At 62.7% G+C, this 17,749-nt stretch carries 16 protein-coding genes; 5 read left to right on the top strand and 11 right to left on the bottom strand.

The annotated features are described in order from the left end of the window. Positions 1 to 57 precede the first annotated feature (57 nt). The 5 genes from B5V03_RS08060 to B5V03_RS08040 form a co-directional block, all read right to left on the bottom strand. Positions 58 to 1,344 carry a DUF445 domain-containing protein gene (locus B5V03_RS08060; protein ID WP_129268923.1) on the bottom strand — a complete coding sequence of 429 codons (1,287 nt, stop codon included), beginning with the start codon at positions 1,342 to 1,344 and terminating at the stop codon, positions 58 to 60. Positions 1,345 to 1,510: 166 nt separating this feature from the next. Continuing rightward, the gene (locus tag B5V03_RS08055; RefSeq protein WP_129268921.1) at positions 1,511 to 1,966 is read right to left on the bottom strand and encodes a phasin; all 456 of its coding nucleotides are present in this window, start codon (positions 1,964 to 1,966) and stop codon (positions 1,511 to 1,513) included. 192 nt (positions 1,967 to 2,158) lie between these two features. Then, on the bottom strand, positions 2,159 to 2,752 hold the full coding sequence (locus B5V03_RS08050; protein ID WP_164987867.1) for a GNAT family N-acetyltransferase: 594 nt from the start codon (positions 2,750 to 2,752) through the stop codon (positions 2,159 to 2,161). Next, a complete protein-coding gene (locus tag B5V03_RS08045; protein ID WP_129268917.1) occupies positions 2,749 to 3,831 on the bottom strand; it encodes a PHA/PHB synthase family protein in 1,083 nt (360 codons plus the stop codon). Before B5V03_RS08045 ends, B5V03_RS08050 begins: the two co-directional genes overlap by 4 nt. Beyond that, positions 3,828 to 4,211, bottom strand: coding sequence for a hypothetical protein (locus B5V03_RS08040; RefSeq protein WP_129268915.1), 384 nt, complete (start codon positions 4,209 to 4,211; stop codon positions 3,828 to 3,830). Before B5V03_RS08040 ends, B5V03_RS08045 begins: the two co-directional genes overlap by 4 nt. Positions 4,212 to 4,375: 164 nt before the next feature. Here B5V03_RS08040 and B5V03_RS08035 point away from each other — a divergent pair, with 164 nt between their 5' ends. Together B5V03_RS08035 and B5V03_RS08030 are read left to right on the top strand one after the other, a co-directional pair. Then, the gene (locus tag B5V03_RS08035) at positions 4,376 to 5,290 is read left to right on the top strand and encodes an alpha/beta fold hydrolase (protein ID WP_129268913.1); all 915 of its coding nucleotides are present in this window, start codon (positions 4,376 to 4,378) and stop codon (positions 5,288 to 5,290) included. A gap of 127 nt (positions 5,291 to 5,417) precedes the next feature. Beyond that, complete coding sequence (locus tag B5V03_RS08030; RefSeq protein WP_129268911.1) at positions 5,418 to 5,882, top strand: nuclear transport factor 2 family protein; 465 nt, start codon at positions 5,418 to 5,420, stop codon at positions 5,880 to 5,882. 92 nt (positions 5,883 to 5,974) lie between these two features. On the opposite strand, the gene B5V03_RS08025 is transcribed toward B5V03_RS08030, so the two are convergent. From B5V03_RS08025 to B5V03_RS08000, 6 genes are all read right to left on the bottom strand, one after another. Further along, complete coding sequence (locus B5V03_RS08025) at positions 5,975 to 6,649, bottom strand: spermidine synthase (RefSeq protein WP_129268909.1); 675 nt, start codon at positions 6,647 to 6,649, stop codon at positions 5,975 to 5,977. 30 nt (positions 6,650 to 6,679) lie between these two features. Next, positions 6,680 to 9,916 (bottom strand): bifunctional cytochrome P450/NADPH--P450 reductase, encoded by a 3,237-nt coding sequence (locus B5V03_RS08020; protein ID WP_129268907.1) that lies wholly within the window; start codon positions 9,914 to 9,916, stop codon positions 6,680 to 6,682. A gap of 149 nt (positions 9,917 to 10,065) precedes the next feature. Further along, on the bottom strand, positions 10,066 to 11,061 hold the full coding sequence (locus B5V03_RS08015) for an alpha/beta fold hydrolase (protein WP_129268905.1): 996 nt from the start codon (positions 11,059 to 11,061) through the stop codon (positions 10,066 to 10,068). Positions 11,062 to 11,071: 10 nt separating this feature from the next. Beyond that, positions 11,072 to 12,622: a wax ester/triacylglycerol synthase family O-acyltransferase gene (locus tag B5V03_RS08010; RefSeq protein WP_129268903.1), complete on the bottom strand. Its 1,551-nt coding sequence runs from the start codon at positions 12,620 to 12,622 to the stop codon at positions 11,072 to 11,074. A 45-nt stretch (positions 12,623 to 12,667) separates the two neighbouring features. Further along, positions 12,668 to 13,468, bottom strand: a complete 801-nt coding sequence (locus tag B5V03_RS08005; protein WP_129268901.1) for an esterase/lipase family protein — start codon at positions 13,466 to 13,468, stop codon at positions 12,668 to 12,670. Continuing rightward, the gene (locus tag B5V03_RS08000; protein ID WP_129268899.1) at positions 13,468 to 13,725 is read right to left on the bottom strand and encodes a DUF6489 family protein; all 258 of its coding nucleotides are present in this window, start codon (positions 13,723 to 13,725) and stop codon (positions 13,468 to 13,470) included. Before B5V03_RS08000 ends, B5V03_RS08005 begins: the two co-directional genes overlap by 1 nt. Positions 13,726 to 14,092: 367 nt before the next feature. Here B5V03_RS08000 and B5V03_RS07995 point away from each other — a divergent pair, with 367 nt between their 5' ends. The 3 genes from B5V03_RS07995 to B5V03_RS07985 all read left to right on the top strand — a co-directional run bounded on the left by B5V03_RS07995 (position 14,093) and on the right by B5V03_RS07985 (position 17,737). Continuing rightward, positions 14,093 to 15,691: an ABC transporter substrate-binding protein gene (locus tag B5V03_RS07995; protein WP_129268897.1), complete on the top strand. Its 1,599-nt coding sequence runs from the start codon at positions 14,093 to 14,095 to the stop codon at positions 15,689 to 15,691. Positions 15,692 to 15,792: 101 nt separating this feature from the next. Beyond that, positions 15,793 to 16,773 (top strand): ABC transporter permease, encoded by a 981-nt coding sequence (locus B5V03_RS07990; protein WP_129268895.1) that lies wholly within the window; start codon positions 15,793 to 15,795, stop codon positions 16,771 to 16,773. A 1-nt stretch (position 16,774) separates the two neighbouring features. Further along, a complete protein-coding gene (locus B5V03_RS07985; RefSeq protein WP_129268893.1) occupies positions 16,775 to 17,737 on the top strand; it encodes an ABC transporter permease in 963 nt (320 codons plus the stop codon). Positions 17,738 to 17,749 lie beyond the last annotated feature (12 nt).

Here is a 17,749-nt window from a genome sequence, read left to right as displayed (position 1 = left end):
AGAGGCGCGGGGCGACAATAGGCGCGCGCGCTAATGCTAACGGGCGTGACGCAAAAGTCACAACAATCGGAGCAGGGATTCTACGGAGTAGAGCGCAAGGCCAGCGAGGCCGCCGATCAGCGAACCGTTGAAGCGGATGTATTGCAGGTCACGCCCGATATTGATTTCGATCAGCGAAATCAGCTGCGCCATGTCCCACGCCTTGACCTGGTCGGAGATGAAGGTCGAGACACCGCTCTTCTGGTCGGCGACGAAGCTGCGCAGCACCGCTACCAGGCCCTGGTTGATCTCGCCGCGCAGCTCGGCATCGCCGGCCAGCGCCTCGCCCGCAGCGACGAACATACCGGCGAGATGATGCTGAAGCACCTGCGTCTCACCGCTCGCGCTGCGCTCGATGAAGGAGCGCGTGTTGGCCCAGACGGTGCGGGCGAGATCGGCAAGCTCGGGCCGCGCCAAGAGATCGCGCTTCAATCCATCGATGCGGTCGATATAGGCCTGATCGGTGCCGAGCCGATCGACGAAGCTCAGCACCATGCGATCGAACTCGCCGCGGAACGGATGCTTGGGATCGCTGCGCACCTCATTGAAGAAAGCCGTCGCCGACGACACGATCTTGTTCACCAGAAACTTGTCCGCGCGATAGAGCCTGAGCAGGGTCGGCAACTCCGCGCGCACCTTCTCGCGGATCATCGCCATTGTCTCCGTCTGGTTCAGCGTCTCGTGCATCACGCGCAGGAGATCATCGAACAAAATCTGGTGCCGCCCCTCCGCCACGAAGCCGCGCAACGTGCCGGCGGCGAGAGGCGCGAGGTCGATCGCCTGGAGCTGCGAGGACATGCGGCGGATGATGAAGGTCATCAGGCCGGAGGTCTCGGTCGCGGACACAGCCTCCGGCAGCAGTCGCAATGCGAAGCGTGCGAGATCGTCGCTCCTTTTGCGGTCGCGCAACCAGTCGGCCACGAACGAGCCGAAATCGATCTCCGTCAGCTTGGCCTCGACCGGGCCGGCCTCGAGGAAATGCACCTGGATGAATTCGCCAAGCTTGTCGGCGATGCGGGCCTGGTTGCTCTGGATAATCGCGGTATGCGGGATCGGCAGGCCGAGCGGCCGCTTGAACAGCGCAACCACGGCATACCAGTCGGCGAGCCCCCCGATGGTCGCGGCCTCCGCGAAAGCCGCGATGAAGCCGCACACGGGATGCACGGGGAGAAGCCATTTCGCGACGACGAACAGCGCCAGCGTCGAGACGAGCACCAGCGTCGCCAGCGTTTTCACACGGCGCAGCTCGGCCGCGCGTTCGGCGTCGCCCGGAGTATCGAAGGAGGACGTGCTTGATGGAGTCATCACTGCATCACAGTACTCGTCATTGCGAGCGTAGCGAAGCAATCCAGACTGCCACCGCAGAAAGATTCTGGATTGCTTCGCTTCGCTCGCAATGACGGCGGTGCTACAAAAACAAAAGGCCCACCGAAGCGGGCCTCAAATTCAGTTTGTCGTCTCAGGCGCCAGATCAGGCGGTCTTGTTGTAGACCTTGGCAAAATTGTCCTGAGCGGACTTCGCACCGTTGGCGGCGAGCTTGCCGACATAGTCAGCCGTCGCCTTGGCACGCGAGACGAACACTTCGCCGCGGGCGCGGAGCAGGCTCGACTGGATCTCGACGGCTTCGCTGACCGACTTGGCGGACGCGAGCTTGTCGATACCGGCGAAGAACGCCTGGGCGTCTTCATAGATCGCCTGCTGGATGTTGCGGCTGATCTTGCCGGCTTCAGTGACGGACTCGTTCACCGCGTTCTCGACGGCGGCGGTCACGCGCTCGGAGCCAGCGAACACCTCGGCAGCACGGTCCTTGGCGGTATTGGCGGACTTCTTGACGAACTCGCGGGCGGCCTCGGGAACTTCCAGGTTCTGGATGTTCTTGAAAGCGTCCTTGAAGCCTTCGAAAGCGGTGTTGGTTTCGGTGGTCATGGGGTTCTCTCCATCCTCATTGTTTTGAGCTATGGGCTCACCCCGTCCGCATTGGCCCGGGGCACGACTTATATGGCATAGTTAATTGTGCGATGCAACAATCGTATTGCACTGCGATATCACGAAACCGTGAACAGCCTTAATGGGAGGCAATCTGGTGCTTCCGTAGCCAGTCGGGTTCCCGGGCGAAGCCTAATGCTGGACGGCGCCTGGCAGCCCGTAGGCCTCCATCTGGGCCTGGGCCTGCGCAATGTTGTGGCCGAGCACGACAATGTCGTGGGTTTTGCCATCGACGTCCCGCACATGGTCCCGCAACAGCGCCTCGGCCTTGAAGCCGAGGCTCTCGAACAGCGCGATCGCGGCCTGCTGGTCTACAGTCATCTGGACCGAGAGCTTTTCCAGACCGGCGCCGAGCGCGAGTGCAAAGGTCTCCTGCGACAGCGCCCGCCCCACCCCCTTCCCGCGTACGTCGACCGAGACCACCATGCGGATCTCGCCGACATGGGGCGACCACGAGTGCGGATCGCGCACCAGCGTGCCGCAGCCGACGACTTTAGCGTCCTTCACGGCAAGAAGGCTCGTGATCGCGCCGCGCTCGATCTCCTTGACCCAGGCCGACAGAACTTTTGGCTCGCTGATGTTACGCGGCAGGAAAAGGAGATCGTGAGGCGGCAGGCCCTTGCCGAAGGCGAGCACCGCGGCCTCGTCCGCGGGAGACATCACGCGGATCTCGATATCGCCGGCATCGGTCTTGACGTGACGCGGATAGGAACGCTGCTCACTCATATCGATCTCTTCCCTAGCCAGGAGTCCAGTTTCGGCCACAGCCGCTTCACCGCATTGGCGCCGGCGACCAGCGAGACATGACCGCCTTTCAGCATCACCTCTTCCTTGTCCTCGGACCCGATCTTGGCGATCAGGTGCTTGGCCGCATCATAGGGCACGATGTGATCGTGCTCGGCAACGGCGTGCAGGAATGGCACCTTGATGTCCTCGAGTTTCGCCGCGCGGCCGCCGACCGACATGGTGTCGTTAAACAGCTTGTTGTCCCACATCAGGTCTTTTGTGATTGCGCGGAAATATTCGCCGGCGAGCGGCAGCGTGTCGGTCGCCCAGCGGTCGAACATCCGGTAGGATTTCACGAATTCGTCATTCCAGATGTTCTCCCACAGCTGGATCTGGCTCACCGTGCGCGAGGCCGGGCGCAGCATCTCGAACGAGGACAGGATCATTTCCGGCGGCACGTTGCCGACGCTGTCGACGAGGTGGTCGACGTCGAAATAGCGGCGGTCGGAGAAATTGGAGAACAGCTTCATCTCGCGGAAATCGATCGGCGTGGTGAAGCAGATCAGATTCTTCATCGGCCCGTCCTTGTGGATCGAGCCGTAGAGCAGCGACAGCACCCCGCCGAAGCAATAGCCGATGATGGAAACGTCCTGCTCGCCGGAATCCTGTTGTACGCGGCGGACGCAATCCGGGATGAAGTCGAGGACGTAGTCCTCCATCCGCAGGCTCTTCTCCTCCGGCCGCGGCGCGCTCCAGTCGAGCATGTAGACGTCGTAGCCGCGTTTCAGGAGAAACTCGATGAAACTCTGCCCGGGCACGAGGTCGAGGATATAGCCGCGGTTGGTAGTGGCCATCACGATCAGCACCGGCACGCGGTAGATCTCGTCCGACATCGGCCGGTAGTGATAGAGGCTCATCGTGCCGCGCGAATGCAGCACGTCCTTCGGCGTCGAGCCGAGTGTGGGACCGGAGGTCGAGAAATACTCGACGCCCTTGATGCTGCGCTGGATGGCGCGCTGCACCTCGGACTGGATGCGCTCCGGGATGGATGCGAAATCAAGTCCCGTCGGCGCGTTCATTTTTGCTCTCCGCTTTCGGAGGGCGGACGCTTCGTCCGCGGCGGCCGCGATACCTCGTCGAAACTTTGCGAGATGCCGGAACTTGCCGCCATCTGGCTCAGTATCGACTTCATCTCGCCGATCTGGGATTCGATCGACTGCAGCCGTTCCGCGAGCGCCGTGACTTGCTCCCGGCTCGGCAGATTCATCGTGACGAGGTATTTCTCCATGAGCTCGCCAAGTTGCTTCTGAGCACCTGCAGCAACTCCGCCCGCACGGTTCACGACTTGCGAAAATTCGGGCGACGACATGGCCTGGTTGGCGAAGGAGTTGAACCCCTTCTCCATGTCCCCAACCATCTTCTGCCACATGGCGACGGGGTCGTTGATCTCTTTGGTCATCGGCGTCCTCCTGATATCGAGAGCTGCGATGCCCTTCTTTTTTCGCCATACCACACCGTTGCGAGGGAGCGGTCAACCGGCAGGTGTACGGTGCGGCGCACACGGCTTCTTTGCGGCGTGAAACCGTGCGATACAGCATGAACCAGCAGCGAGGGAACGAATCCGTGACCGCTCATCAGCCACCCCAAACCGTTCACGCCAACGGCATCGACATCTGCTACGAGATTTTTGGCAACGACAATGCCGAGCCGTTGCTGCTGATCATGGGGTTAGGCGCCCAGATGATCCATTGGGACGATGCATTCTGCGAACAGCTGGCCGTGCACGGCTTTCGCGTGATCCGCTTCGACAATCGCGACATCGGAAAGTCGAGCCATCTCACGGGCGGCAAGCGGCTGACGCCGCTCGAGCTGTTGAAACTGCGCTTCCTCAGGATTCCCGTGGCCGCGACCTACAAGCTGATCGACATGGCCAGGGATACGGTCGCCCTGATGGATGCGCTCGGCATCAAGTCGGCGCATCTGGTGGGGGCGTCCATGGGCGGCATGATCGCACAGGAGGCGACGCTGTCGTTCCCCGACCGCGTGCGCTCGCTCACCTCGATCATGTCGACGACAGGCAATCCACGCGTGCCGCCACCGACCCGCGAGGCCGCCGCGATGCTGATGGCGCCGCCGCCGCAGAGCAAGGAGGAGTTCATCGTCCGCTTCGGCCAGACCTGGAAGGTGCTGCGCGCGGGGTCGTTTCCGGAAGAGGAAGCGCTCGATCTCGATCGTGCCGAGCGCGTATTCGCGCGCGGGCTCAATCCGGCCGGTGTCGGCCGGCAGCTCCGCGCCGTGCTCGCCTCCGGCAGCCGCAAGGAACGGCTGCATGCGGTGACGACGCCGACGCTGGTGATCCACGGCACCGTCGATCCGCTGGTCCGTCCCGAAGGCGGCAAAGACACGGCGGAGTCCATTCCGGGCGCAAAGCTGTTGATGATCGATGGCATGGGCCACGCGCTGCCAATGCGTTTCTGGCCGGAGATCATCCGCGCCATCGACAAGCATGCGCATGGCGCGGCGGCAAAAGCGGCGTAGATCGACGACCCGGTCTCTTCGCGGTGACCATGTGAGCTACCGGTTACTCTCTTAACGGAGGCCGGCGCGAGAGCTATACAGGCCTCCCTCAATGGCAAGACAGAGGCTACGGCCTCTCGGAGTTCATATGCATCTCGTCGTCCGGTCCGTCGCAATGATTGCGACCTTCGTACTCATGGTGTCCTTCGGCAACGGTGCCGCGATGGCCGGCAGCGCTCAGGAAGAAGCCAACCGCACCGCCGTACTTGCCTTCTACGAGAAGGGTCTCAATCAGAAAGACGCGGATGCCGCCCTCGCCTATGTCGGCGACCGCTACGTCCAGCACAATCCAAATGCCCCGGATGGCCCCGACGGCTTCCGCAAGTTCATCAGCTTCCTGCGCGAGAAGTTTCCGAACTCGCACAGCGAGATCAAGCGCAGCTTCGTGGATGGCGACTACGTCATCCTCCACGTTCACGCGGTTCGCGAGCCCGGCACCAGGGGCAACGCGATCGTCGACATCTTCAAACTGGAGAACGGCAAGATCGTCGAGCACTGGGACGTCGTGCAGCCGATCCCGGAAAACCCTGCGAACAACAACACGATGTTCTAGCTCGCAGGGTGGGCAAACGCTCTTCGCGCGCCGTGCCCACCATCACTCCGCAACGACACCAAAAATGGCGGGCACGTTGCGCTTTGCCTACCCTACTGCTTCTTCGCCATCCAGATCACGTGGCGCGCGCCGCCGCCTCTGCCGGTGGCACGGACAGCGACTTCGTTGACATCGAAGCCGGCGCGCCCGAGGCGCTTGGTGAACGCAGGGTTTGGTCCTGACGACCAGACGGCCAGCACGCCGCCCGGCCGCAGCGCCGTCTTCGCCGCCGTCAATCCGCTCGCACTGTAGAGCGCATCATTGCCCTTCCGGGTCAGCCCTTCCGGTCCGTTGTCGACGTCGAGCAGGATGGCATCGAAGGCCGAGCGCTGCGCCCGAATGATTTCACCCACGTCGGTTTCCCGGATTTTCACCCTGACATCGTCGAGACTGTCGCCAAAGACCTCCGCCATCGGGCCGCGCGCCCAGGCAACCACCGCCGGCACGAGCTCGGAGACCACGATCTTGGCCTTGCTCCCAAACACGGTGAGCGCCGCACGCAAGGTAAAGCCCATACCGAGGCCGCCGATGAGGACGACGGGTTTTGCGACTGTCTCGATCTGCTTCGCCGCCAGCGTCGCCAGTGCGGCCTCGGAGCCCGACAGGCGGTTGTTCATCAGCTCGTTGGTGCCGAGCTTGATGGAGAACTCCTTGCCGCGCCGCATCAGGCGGAGCTCTTCGTCGGAGCCGGGGATTTTGGCGGTGTCGAGTTTTTCCCAGGGAATCATGCAGAAGCTTTAGCACGATTGGGCCGCCGGTCACCCGCCAGCCCAGACATCCAGCACATAGCGGTTCTTCGCGCCCATCTCCTCGATCCAGCGAGCACCGACAGCCGCATCGCTGCCGCTCTTCTCGCGATGGATCGCAACCAGTGCCGCCTTCACGTCAGGCTCCATCTTGCTGCCGTCGCCGCAGACATAGATGATCGCGCCCTGCTCGATCAACGGCCAGACCTTATCCTTCTGTGCGGCGAGCAAGTGCTGCACATAGGTCTTCGGACCGTCCGCGCGCGAGAACGCCGTGAACAGCTCGGTGATGCCGCTTGCCGCCAGTGCCCTCAATTCATCCGCGTAGAGAAAATCCTGGTCGGGATGGCGGCAGCCGAAGAACAGCATAGCCGGCCCGAGCGCGGCACCCCTCGCCTTGCGCGCGGCGCGCTCCTGGAGGAAGCCGCGGAATGGCGCCAGCCCCGTGCCCGGCCCGATCATGATAGCAGGCACGGACGGATCATCCGGGAGTCGGAATCCGGCCTTGGTCTCGCGAACGGTCGCGTAGATCGCATCGCCTGCGCGGCGATTGGCGAGATAGTTCGAGCAGATGCCCTTGTAGACGCCACGGCCCGAGGCCGCCAGCCCTTCGACCACGCCGACCGTGACGCTGCAACGCGCCGGATCGACCGACGGCGAGGACGAGATCGAGTAATAACGCGGCGCCAGCAGCGACAGCATTTCGAGGTAAACGTGGAACGGCAATTCGCAGGCCGGATGTTCGAGCAGCAGGTCGAACACCGATTTGCGTCTGGCGAGAATCTCGCTGCGGTAACGCTCGAGCGTTTCAGGCTCCTCGCCGACGAAGGCCAGTAGCTTCGGCTTGGTGACCGGGCAGCGGGTATGCTCGGCCATGATCTGGATCTGCTTGCGCGTCGCCACCTGCTGCAACTCCACGAACTCGCTGAGCAGACGGCCGACCGACACGGCGTCGCCCACCGGCAATTGCGCGCGACGGCCCTCGGCGACCTGGAGCTTGATCTGGTCGGCCGGCACGAAGCCGAAACGGCGGGCGACCGAATCCACCAGCGTCGGATCGTTGCGCGGGACGACGCTCAAATGATCGCCGACGCGATAGGTGACGTTGGACGGCAGCTGCACCTCGATATGGCGTGTCGAGCGCTCCGACGGATTCGACCCGCTCTTGTTCTGAAGCTCGTCATTGACCAGCACCTTCATCGCCACCGCACCGCCTTGCGCGACGATGGTGTTGACGGCGGTCACCGCAACAGGCTCGATCGCGTAGAGCGGATCATCTTCCGCGGTGCGGGTGAAATTCCAGTCGATGCCGAATTCCTTGGTCGCAATCTGGGCAGCCGCCGGGAACCATTTCTGGAACTGGCCGTCGAGATCGCTGCGCGCATCGCCCTCGCCGCGCGGATAAACCGCGCGTGCACCGTGCGCAGTCAATTTCTCGTCGATGAAGCGCGGCACCGATTGATAGGTCGCAGCCCAGTCGCTGTTGCCGCAGCCGAACACGGCGTAGCGCACATTGGCAAAGGCATCCTTGGGCAGATCGTCGCCGAGCCATTTGACGAACTGCGTCGCATTGTCCGGCGGTGCGCCGTTATAGGAGGCGCAGATGATCAGCACGCCACCCTCCTGGGGCAGCTTGCCGACGTAATCGTCGAGCGGGCCGAGATGCACGGCAAAGCCGTTGATCTCGGCGAGGTCGGCCATGCGCGTCGCAAGCTCCTCGGCCGTGCCGAGATTGGAGCCGTACAGCACGAGCATCGGCGTGTTATGGCCGGGCCGCGTGGTCGGCTGACGTGGCGCCCTCGGCGCCGAAACGGCAGCCGCGATGGGCCCACCATAGGCACCGCGCTCGCGATCGGCGCGCGGACGCACCTTGATCTTGAAGCCTTCCGGCTTCATCGTCAGCGTTTCCTTCAGGTGCATCTGATAGCGCTGGTGGTCGATCAGCTTGAAGCGCTGGAGGATCATGCCAAGCGCAAGCGCGGCCTCATGCATGGCAAAGCCGCGGCCGATGCAGGCGCGCTGGCCGTTGCCGAACGGCTTCCAGGCATTGATCGGCCGTTTTGCCTCGGCTTCACGGCTGAAATTCTCGGGATCGAAGGCATCGGGGTTGGGGCCCCAAACGCTGGGATCGCGATGCAGCGCCGTCACCAGAATGGTGGTGAACGTGCCCTTCCTGAGCTTGTACTTTCCGCCGGCGATGGTCTCGTCGTTGAGCGGCGAGATGCCGTAGGCCGGCGCCGGCGGCCACAGCCGCAGCGACTCCTTCAAAATCTGCGTGATGTAGGTGAGCTGCGTGACCTGCTGATAAGTCGGACGCACATCGACATTGGGACCGAGGACGCGATCGACCTCGTCATAGGCCTTCTTGAGGATGTCGGGGTGTTTCAGCAGCGCATAGATCGCGCACGACAACAGGCCGCTGGTGGTCTCGTGGCCGGCGATCAGGAACGTGTTGATCTGGTAGCGGATGTTGACGTCGTCGAGCTGCTCGCCGGTCGAGCGGTCGACGCCGGTCATCATCGCGGCGAGCATGTCCTTCTTGTCGTCGATCCCCTCTGCGTTCTTGCGCCGCTCGGCGATGATCTCGTCGACCATCTTGTTCATGAAGGCGACGTCTTCGCCCATGGTCTTGCGCCGCTTCTGCATCCAGAGCTGCTCGAACGGCAGGCCACGCGTCATCATGATGGTTTCGAGCGAGCGCACCAGCGACTCGACGAAGGGATGGTAGTCGCGGCGGTAGAACGAATTGAAGCGGTATTCGAAGCCGCACAGGCCGATCGTATCCAGCGTCAGCGCCGTCATGTCGTGGACGACGTCGATCTCGTCGTCGGCGTTGAGCCGCTCCCATTTGTTGACGAGCTGCTCGGCGATATCGACCATGCTCGGATGGTAGGACTGCATGGCGCGGTTGCCGAAGGGCTGGAGCAGGATGTTATGCGCCTTGCTCCAGTTCGGCTCGCGGGTGTCCGCGGTGAACAGGCCGTCGCCGCCGACCGCACGCACGCGCCGCAGCGCGCCGCGCACCGTTTTGTCGAAACGTTTTTCGTCGGAGAGCTCATCGACGAGATCGTGGCCGGAGACGACGACGATCGGCGAGCCCATCATGTCGAGCCAGAAGATCGGGCCCAGCTCCTTCGCAAGCCGGGCCAAATGCTGCACCGGCGCAGCCGAGTCCAGCGACAGCATGTTGCCGACGACAGGCTTGGTCGGCGGCTGCGGAATCGGATCCAGACGGTTCTTGGATGACATTAAAAGTGCTTCCCCCTTAGTAGCCTCGTCATTGCGAGGAGCTCTTGCGAGGAAGCAATCCAGATTTCCACTACCGCGAGCTTTCTGGATTGCTTCGCTACCGCCTTCGCTCTTCGAGCTACGGCGGACAAGTCACTCACAATGACGAATTAGCCAAACCGCCTTCTACGCCATTCGATCAGCTTGGCGCTGACCTCCTCCGGCTTCTCCTGCTGCGTCCAATGACCGCTGTCGCGGACCAGATATTTTTCGAGATCTGGAATCAGCTTGTCCATGCCGTCGGCGGAAGACGGCGGCAACACCGCGTCGTTCTCGGCCATGATCATTAGCGACGGCACGCGCACCGTATGATCGAGTCCTTCGGCGCGCATCCAGTTGCGCGACATGTTGCGGTACCAATTGATGCCGCCGGTGAAGCCCGTTCTGGTGAAATTCTCGACGAACACTTTTTTCTCTTCCGGTGACAGGATCGGCGTGCGCGGATCGTGCTTCGCGTCATAAGCCGCAATCATCTGTGGAAACGCCAGATTGACCCGCGGCGAAGCGCCCACGCCGGCAATCACTTCCTCAGCCGCCGCATCGGGCGGGCGCGGCGCCGGCTTGCGCATGAATGCGTCGAAGGTCTGCTCGACGCGACTGCCAAAGATCCTGTCGGGTTCACGCGCCGGATCCTGGAACTGTACAATGTACATCTTCTCGCCGAAGCGTGCGCGCAACAGCTCGATCGGATCGGCCCAGGCACGGTTGGTATGGGGGGTGTTGATGCCGACCACACCAGCGACCCGATCGACGTGCCGCAACGGCATCTGCCAGACGATGAACCCACCCCAGTCGTGGCCGACGAAGATTGCCTTGTCGATTTTGAGATGATCGAGCAGGCCGACCAGATCGCCAGTCAGGTGCTCAATATCGTAGGCCTCGACCGGCTCGGGCCGATCGGTCGCACCATAGCCGCGCTGATCGGGTGCGATCACGCGGATGCCGGCCTCGCTCAGCGCCTTGATCTGGTGGCGCCAGGAGAAGGCGAGTTCGGGCCAGCCGTGGCACAGCACGATCGGCGGGGTGTCCGTGACCGGGCCCGCCTCGTAATAGCCCATGCGGATTCCGTTCGTCTGCACGAACTTGAGCGGCGGCATTTCAATCATCACGACTCCCCTATTCCGCGGCGCCTCTGATGTTCGCCGCCGGCGGCGTGTAGGCCGCTTCCAGCGCGGCAAACTCCTCCGGCAGCATGTCGCACATCACCTGCACATGCGGAATGATGTTGGCGCCGACGATGAAGCCGAAATCGAGCTGGTCGCGATAGCTCTGCACGGTGATGTTGAGCGCCTGCCCATGCGTGGAGATCGACACCGGGAAGATGTGCAGCAGTTCGGCACCCGCAGCGTAGAGCGTCTGCCGCGGCCCCGGCACGTTGGACACCGTGATGTTGGCCGCCGGCGGCAGCACGTTCGACAAGTCGGAGCGGCTGTAAAGCAGCGCCATGATCTGCACGATGATCGGTGCACCCAGCATCGAAATGTTGGAAACCTGCGGCATCAACGCCCGCAGCGGATGCGACATTTCCTTGGATTTGGTCGATTGCGCAATAATGGCTTCCAGCCGCGCCTTGGGATCGTCGATGTCGGTCGCGATCGAGCAGATCATGCCGAACACCTGATTGTTGGCCTCGGTGTTGCCCTCCTCGCGCAGCGAGATCGGCACAGCCGCAGTCAGCGATTTTGCCGGCAGCGTGGCATACTGCTTGAGGTAGCGCCGGACCACGCCAGAGGCGAGCGCGAGCACGACGTCGTTGAGCTTGCCGCCGGCCTGCTTGGCTAGCGCCTTGGATCGCGACAACGAGATCGAGACACCGGCAAAGCTGCGCTCGGACGAGATCGATTTGTTCAGCATGGTCGGCGGCGACACCATGCTGGCGAGGCTTTCTCGCGACTTCGGATCGGAGATCTTGCCAAGCACCTCGGAGACACTCTTGACCATGGTCGGGATGTTGCCGGCGAAGCGCACCGCGCTCTCGATCTGGTACATCGCGTTGTCGAACAGGATCGAGCCGATGTCGCTCTTGCCGGTGCGCGGCAGTTGCAAATTCTTCGCCGCGGCCGAGGCGTCGAGCGGCTGAGTGAAGAGCTGCTGATAGGAATCGAGCAAATTGGCCGCGATGTCGCGCGGCTCCTGTCCGGGTTTGCTGCCCGCCGCCGGCGGATCGACCTGCCGCGGGACCGGAGAGATGTCGTAGATCATGTTGGTCAGCGCCGCGCCAGCGCCGCCGTCGATGGCCGCATGATGCATCTTGGAGTAGAGCCCGACCTCGTTGTCCTTCATGCCCTCGAACACGTAAAACTCCCAGAGCGGACGCGCGCGGTTCAGGAGTTTTGCGTGCATCCAGCCGACGATGCGTTCGAGCGTGGCGCGGTCGCGCGGCTGCGGCAGGCTGGCGCGGAAGATGTGACGGTCGATGTCGAACTGATCGTCCTCGACCCAGGAGGGATGATCGATGTCGAGCGGCGCCTTCTCCAGCCGCGCTTTGAGGATCGGCGCGACGTGCAGGCGCGAGACGATCATCGCCTTGAAGTCTTCGAAGAAGTCGCCCTTGTAGTCGTCGGGCAGGCGAAAGATCGCCATGCTGCCGACATGCATCGGCATCTCAGGCGTTTCCAGATAAAGAAATGATGCGTCCAGCGACGACAGCTTCTTACCGTCAGCCATAGTTCCCTCCCGAGAGTCTTGACGGGCGCCTTCAGGCGCTTCTCGTCAGGCCGATACTGCCCGCTCCGGCGGGGCATATGCAATGGCAAACGGACCCGCCCGGTCAAATGGCCAGAACTCCCCCTCCGGTTGCGCCAGGCGGTCCGCCACGGCCCACAGCGCCGCGGGGTTCACACCGAGCCCGATATGGCTCGCCAGATGCACCTCGATATTCTCGGCGCGGTCGGAGGAACGCAGCAGGCAGGTCCGCCAGTTCACGACGCCGTCGGCGCGCGAATAGATCGACGTCGCCGGCACCGGCAGATCGCCGGCGATCGCCTCGCGCAGTTCGGCAAAATCCTCGACCCGCTCGCCGGACAGCGCCTCGTAGAGCCGCGTGGCGTTGGTCGCCCGCACGTCGTTGGCAAACGGACTGCCAAGCGTGACGACATAACGGACCATCTCGGGTGCCTGGAGCGCGAGATCCCGGGCATAGACGCCGCCAAGGCTCCACCCGACCAGGCTGACCTTGCGCCCGCTCGCGGCGTGGATCTCGGCGAGGCGGGCGCGCAAGGCTTCCCGCATCCGCCCGAGCCCACCGAGATTGCGGCCCATCCGCCAGGCATGCGCCTCATAGCCGAGCTCGCCGAGATAGCGCCGCATCGGCGCCATCGAGAGATCGCTGGCGAGAAAGCCCGGTAGCGCCAGCACCGGATGGCCATCGCCCCTGGGCGCGCGCATCAGGAGCGGCGACAGCAACAGGCTTGCATTGAACTCCAGAAGTCCGCGGGCTTCGGCGAGCAGCAAACCAAGGCCCGGCGGACGAAGCCGGCCTGAATCCTGCGGCCCGTCCGGCCCGGACGGCATTATTTCTTCTTGTCGCTGCTACGTGAGCTGCCGAGGCCGGCCATGGTGACGAACATGTCCTGAAACCGCTCGGCGATCTTGGGATCGAAGGTGAACCAGCTCTGGATCAGCGATTCCGGCGAGACCTTTTCGATGTTGGACATCATCTGCTGCTGCAGCTTGTCCATCACGGCGTTCTGCATCGGCATCACGTCGGGTAATCCGAAGAACTGGCGGGCCTCGAGGGGGGTGCAGTCGATTTCGATATTAACTTTCATGTCCCCTCCGGACGAGATTCGAGCGGCCTGCCGCAGTATCGCCGCGACATGGTGTGCAACGCAAGCGACCTGAGGCTGGCGGCTGGGCCCCGGTTTTCAAGATCGGCAAGTATGGTCAACCAAATCGCTTCGCCGGGCAGCCTGCGAGGCCTTTCCAGGTTTATTCCCCGGGCAGGTCGAAAGTTGAATATCGCCGCCTGACCTTTCGCCCCCAAATTGCCGGTCAGCATTGCTGCACAGCGGTGCAACTTGGCGCGTTCCTTGCTGGAATGGCGCTTGCACGGGTCGAGAACTCTGGGCAACATGGATCGATCGGCCCCACCGAACAATCAAAAATGACGGTGCGGGCAAGTGGAGAGGGTCAAGAATGTTAGTCGGACGAAGTCTGTTTGCGGCGACGCTCGCCGGTGCGCTTGCGTTGGCGATCTCGCCGGCGTCGAGCCAGACGCTGCGCTACGCCAACCAGGGTGAGCTGAAATCGCTCGACCCCTACACGCTGAACGAGTCGACCACCAGTGCGCATCTCGGTCATGTCTATGAGGGCCTGGTGGCCCGCGGCAAGGACCTGAAGATCATCCCGGCGCTCGCCGAAAGCTGGGAGACCCCGGAGCCGACCCGCTGGCGCTTTCACCTGCGCAAGGACGTGAAGTTCCACAACGGCGATCCCTTCACCGCTGATGACGTGGTGTTCTCGGCCGAGCGCGTGCGAGCCAAAGGTTCGAATTTTCAGAGCCGCGTTCCCGCCGATGCCAAGGTCGTCAAGATCGACGATTACACCGTTGATTTCGTCCTGACCTCGCCCAATCCGATCCTGACGGCACTGTGGGCGACCTGGTACATCATGGACAAAAAATGGGCAGAGGCGAACGATGCGGTGGCACCGACGCCCGCAGCCGCGACGACCCCGAGCTATGCCTCGCTCCATGAAAACGGCACCGGAGCCTTCACCATCGAGAGCCATCAGCCGGGCGTGAAGACCGTCTACAAGGCCAACCCGAACTGGTGGCGCAAGCCGGAGCATAATCTGAAGGAGATCATCTTCACGCCGATCGCAAACCCGGCCACGCGTGTCGCGGCCCTGTTGTCCGGCGAAGTCGACGTGATCGAGCCGGTTCCGGTGCAGGACATCGAGCGCGTCAAGGCGAGCCCCAACGCAACCGTGCTGACGGGACCTGAGCTCCGCACCATCTTCGTCGGCATGGATCAGGCGCGCGACGAGCTCCTCTATTCCAACATCAAGGGCAAGAACCCGTTCAAGGACGTTCGCGTTCGTGAAGCGGTTTACCGGGCGATCGACGTCGACCTGATCAAGAATCGCGTCATGCGCGGCCTGTCCACGCCATCCGCTTTGATGGTCGCCCCGGAGATCTTTGCCGCGAAGGACCTCACCCGGCCGAAGTTCGATCCCGACGCTGCCAAGAAGCTTCTGGCGGACGCCGGCTATGCCGACGGTTTCGAGGTGACGATGGACTGCCCGAATGATCGCTACGTCAACGACGCCGCGATCTGCCAGGCCATCGTCGGCATGCTTGCCCGCATCAACATCAAGGTGGATTTGCTGGCGCAACCGAAGGCCCAGTATTTCGCCAAGGTGCTGAAGCCCGGCGGTTACAAAACTTCGCTGTACATGCTGGGCTGGACTCCCGATACGCTCGACTCCCAGAACGTGCTGCACGACATCATGGGTTGCCGGGATGACCCGAAGGATCCCAACCGCGGCGAAGCCAATCTCGCCGGTTATTGCAACAGGCAGTTCGACGAGCTCGCCGACAAGGTTCTCGTGGAATCCGATACGGCCAAGCGCGATCAACTGATCAAGCAGGCTTTCGAGGTCTCGATGAAGGACTGGGCCTATGTGCCGCTGCACCAGCAGGCGCTCGCCTGGGGCGTGTCGAAGAAGGTGAAGCTGACCCAGCGTGCGGACAACATGGTCATGCTCTACTGGGCGACCAAACAGGACGAGTAGGTGTTGACAAGTTGTGAAGTCCCGGGAGCTCCGGCTTCCGGGACTTGCTGTTTCGGGCTAACGCGATGATGCGTGCCGCTGAAGAGATGTGAAAGGAACAGATGCTCGCTTTCACACTGCGCCGGGCCATCCAGGCCATTGGCGTCATGATCGCCGTCGGGATCATCTCGTTCTCGATGTTTCGCTTCGCCGGCGATCCCGTCAATCAGATGGTCGGGATGGATACGTCGGGCGCCGAGCGCGCCGCGATCCGCAAGTCGCTCGGTCTCGACGATCCCGTGATCGTGCAATTCGGTCGCTATATCGGCAACGCCGCGCAGTTCAAGTTCGGCGTGTCCTATCAGTTCCGCCTGCCCGTCACCAATCTCTTGATGGAGCGGATGCCGGCTACGCTGGAGCTGGCCATCGTTGCCACGATCTTCGCCATGGTCAGCGGCATCCTGATGGGCGTCTATTCCGCGCTGCGTCGCGACAGCTGGCTCGCACATGTCTTCCAGGCCGTCTCGCTGATCGGCATCTCGCTGCCGACCTTCCTGATCGGCGTTCTCATGATCTACCTGTTCTCGGTGACCCTCGGCTGGCTGCCCTCGTTCGGACGGGGTGATGTCGTCCATATCGGCTGGTGGACGACAGGCCTCCTGACGCTTTCGGGGCTGAAGGCGCTGATCATGCCTTCGATCACGCTCGGCCTGTTCCAGATGACCTTGATCATGCGGCTGGTGCGCGCCGAAATGCTCGAAGTCATGCGCACCGACTACATCCGCTTTGCCCGCGCCCGCGGGCTGACCACGCGGGCGATCCATTTCGGTCACGCGCTGCGCAACACGCTGGTTCCCGTGATCACCGTCGCGGGCCTGCAATTTGGCTCGGTCATTGCTTTTGCCATCATCACCGAGACCGTGTTCCAGTGGCCGGGCATGGGGCTCCTGTTCGTGCAGGCCGTTCAGAATGTCGATATCCCGATCATGGCAGCCTATCTGATGATGGTCTCCCTGATCTTCGTCACCATCAATCTCGTGGTTGATATCCTCTACACCATCGTCGATCCGCGGCTGCGCTCGACGGTCAGCCGGGCGCATTGAGATGAGCGAAGCCGTCGTTCCGCACACTGCCGAGACACGTGCTGCCGCCGCACCCGGCTGGTTCAGGCGCGCGCTCGATAGCGATTTGTTCTATTCGTTCCGTCGCTCCAAGATCACCATGATCGCAGCGGCCGTAACGCTGCTGTTCTTCCTGATCGCGATCTTTGCCTCGGTGTTGTCGGTACAGAATCCGTTCGATCCGGCGCAGCTCCAGCTGATGAATTCCCGCATCTCGCCGCTCTGGACCGCTGACGGCCAGAGCCCGTTCCTGCTCGGCACCGACGAGCAGGGTCGCGACGTGCTGTCCGCGATCCTCTACGGCCTGCGTATCTCGCTCCTCGTCGGCGTGCTCGGCGTAGTCCTCTCCGGCGCGATCGGCATCCTGCTCGGGCTGACGGCCGGCTATTTCGGCGGCGCCGTCGACGGACTGATCATGCGCATCGCCGACGTGCAGCTTTCGTTTCCGGCCATCCTGATCGCACTCCTGATCAACGGCATCGCCAAATCGGTGTTCGGCAACAAGCTCGACGAGATGAGCATGCTGGCCGTGCTGGTCTTCGCCATCGGCCTGAGCTTCTGGGTGCAGTATGCCCGCACAGTGCGCGGCTCTGTGCTGGTCGAGAAGAACAAGGACTATGTCGCCGCCGCGCAGCTGATCGGCCTGCCTGCCCCCGTGATCATGCTGCGCCACGTGCTGCCGAACACGATGGGGCCGATCCTCGTCATCGCCACCATCAATCTCGCGCTCGCCATCATCACCGAAGCGACACTATCATTCCTCGGCTCGGGCATGCCCGAGACCATGCCGTCGCTGGGCACGCTGATCCGCATCGGCAACGGCTATCTGTTCGCAGGCGAATGGTGGATCGTCGCATTTCCCGGCATCGCACTCGCGGCGCTCATCCTGTCGATCAACCTGCTCGGCGACTGGCTGCGCGACGCCCTCAACCCAAAGCTTCGATGAGTATGCAGCGTT

The organism is Bradyrhizobium betae, from assembly GCF_004123905.1.
Taxonomy (GTDB): domain Bacteria; phylum Pseudomonadota; class Alphaproteobacteria; order Rhizobiales; family Xanthobacteraceae; genus Bradyrhizobium; species Bradyrhizobium betae_A.
The sequence above is the reverse complement of the archived record's forward strand: the minus strand, read 5'-3'. Positions and strand labels throughout refer to the sequence as shown.

What these genes read in the sequence shown, in the direction of transcription:
- B5V03_RS08000 (WP_129268899.1), bottom strand. Translation starts at nt 13,725, where the DNA reads ATGAAAGTTAATATCGAAATCGACTGCACCCCCCTCGAGGCCCGCCAG.
- B5V03_RS08055 (WP_129268921.1), bottom strand. Translation starts at nt 1,966, where the DNA reads ATGACCACCGAAACCAACACCGCTTTCGAAGGCTTCAAGGACGCTTTC.
- B5V03_RS08040 (WP_129268915.1), bottom strand. Translation starts at nt 4,211, where the DNA reads ATGACCAAAGAGATCAACGACCCCGTCGCCATGTGGCAGAAGATGGTT.
- B5V03_RS07990 (WP_129268895.1), top strand. Translation starts at nt 15,793, where the DNA reads ATGCTCGCTTTCACACTGCGCCGGGCCATCCAGGCCATTGGCGTCATG.
- B5V03_RS08030 (WP_129268911.1), top strand. Translation starts at nt 5,418, where the DNA reads ATGCATCTCGTCGTCCGGTCCGTCGCAATGATTGCGACCTTCGTACTC.
- B5V03_RS08050 (WP_164987867.1), bottom strand. Translation starts at nt 2,752, where the DNA reads ATGAGTGAGCAGCGTTCCTATCCGCGTCACGTCAAGACCGATGCCGGC.
- B5V03_RS08025 (WP_129268909.1), bottom strand. Translation starts at nt 6,649, where the DNA reads ATGATTCCCTGGGAAAAACTCGACACCGCCAAAATCCCCGGCTCCGAC.
- B5V03_RS08045 (WP_129268917.1), bottom strand. Translation starts at nt 3,831, where the DNA reads ATGAACGCGCCGACGGGACTTGATTTCGCATCCATCCCGGAGCGCATC.
- B5V03_RS07985 (WP_129268893.1), top strand. Translation starts at nt 16,775, where the DNA reads ATGAGCGAAGCCGTCGTTCCGCACACTGCCGAGACACGTGCTGCCGCC.
- B5V03_RS07995 (WP_129268897.1), top strand. Translation starts at nt 14,093, where the DNA reads ATGTTAGTCGGACGAAGTCTGTTTGCGGCGACGCTCGCCGGTGCGCTT.
- B5V03_RS08010 (WP_129268903.1), bottom strand. Translation starts at nt 12,622, where the DNA reads ATGGCTGACGGTAAGAAGCTGTCGTCGCTGGACGCATCATTTCTTTAT.
- B5V03_RS08060 (WP_129268923.1), bottom strand. Translation starts at nt 1,344, where the DNA reads ATGACTCCATCAAGCACGTCCTCCTTCGATACTCCGGGCGACGCCGAA.
- B5V03_RS08015 (WP_129268905.1), bottom strand. Translation starts at nt 11,061, where the DNA reads ATGATTGAAATGCCGCCGCTCAAGTTCGTGCAGACGAACGGAATCCGC.
- B5V03_RS08005 (WP_129268901.1), bottom strand. Translation starts at nt 13,468, where the DNA reads ATGCCGTCCGGGCCGGACGGGCCGCAGGATTCAGGCCGGCTTCGTCCG.
- B5V03_RS08020 (WP_129268907.1), bottom strand. Translation starts at nt 9,916, where the DNA reads ATGTCATCCAAGAACCGTCTGGATCCGATTCCGCAGCCGCCGACCAAG.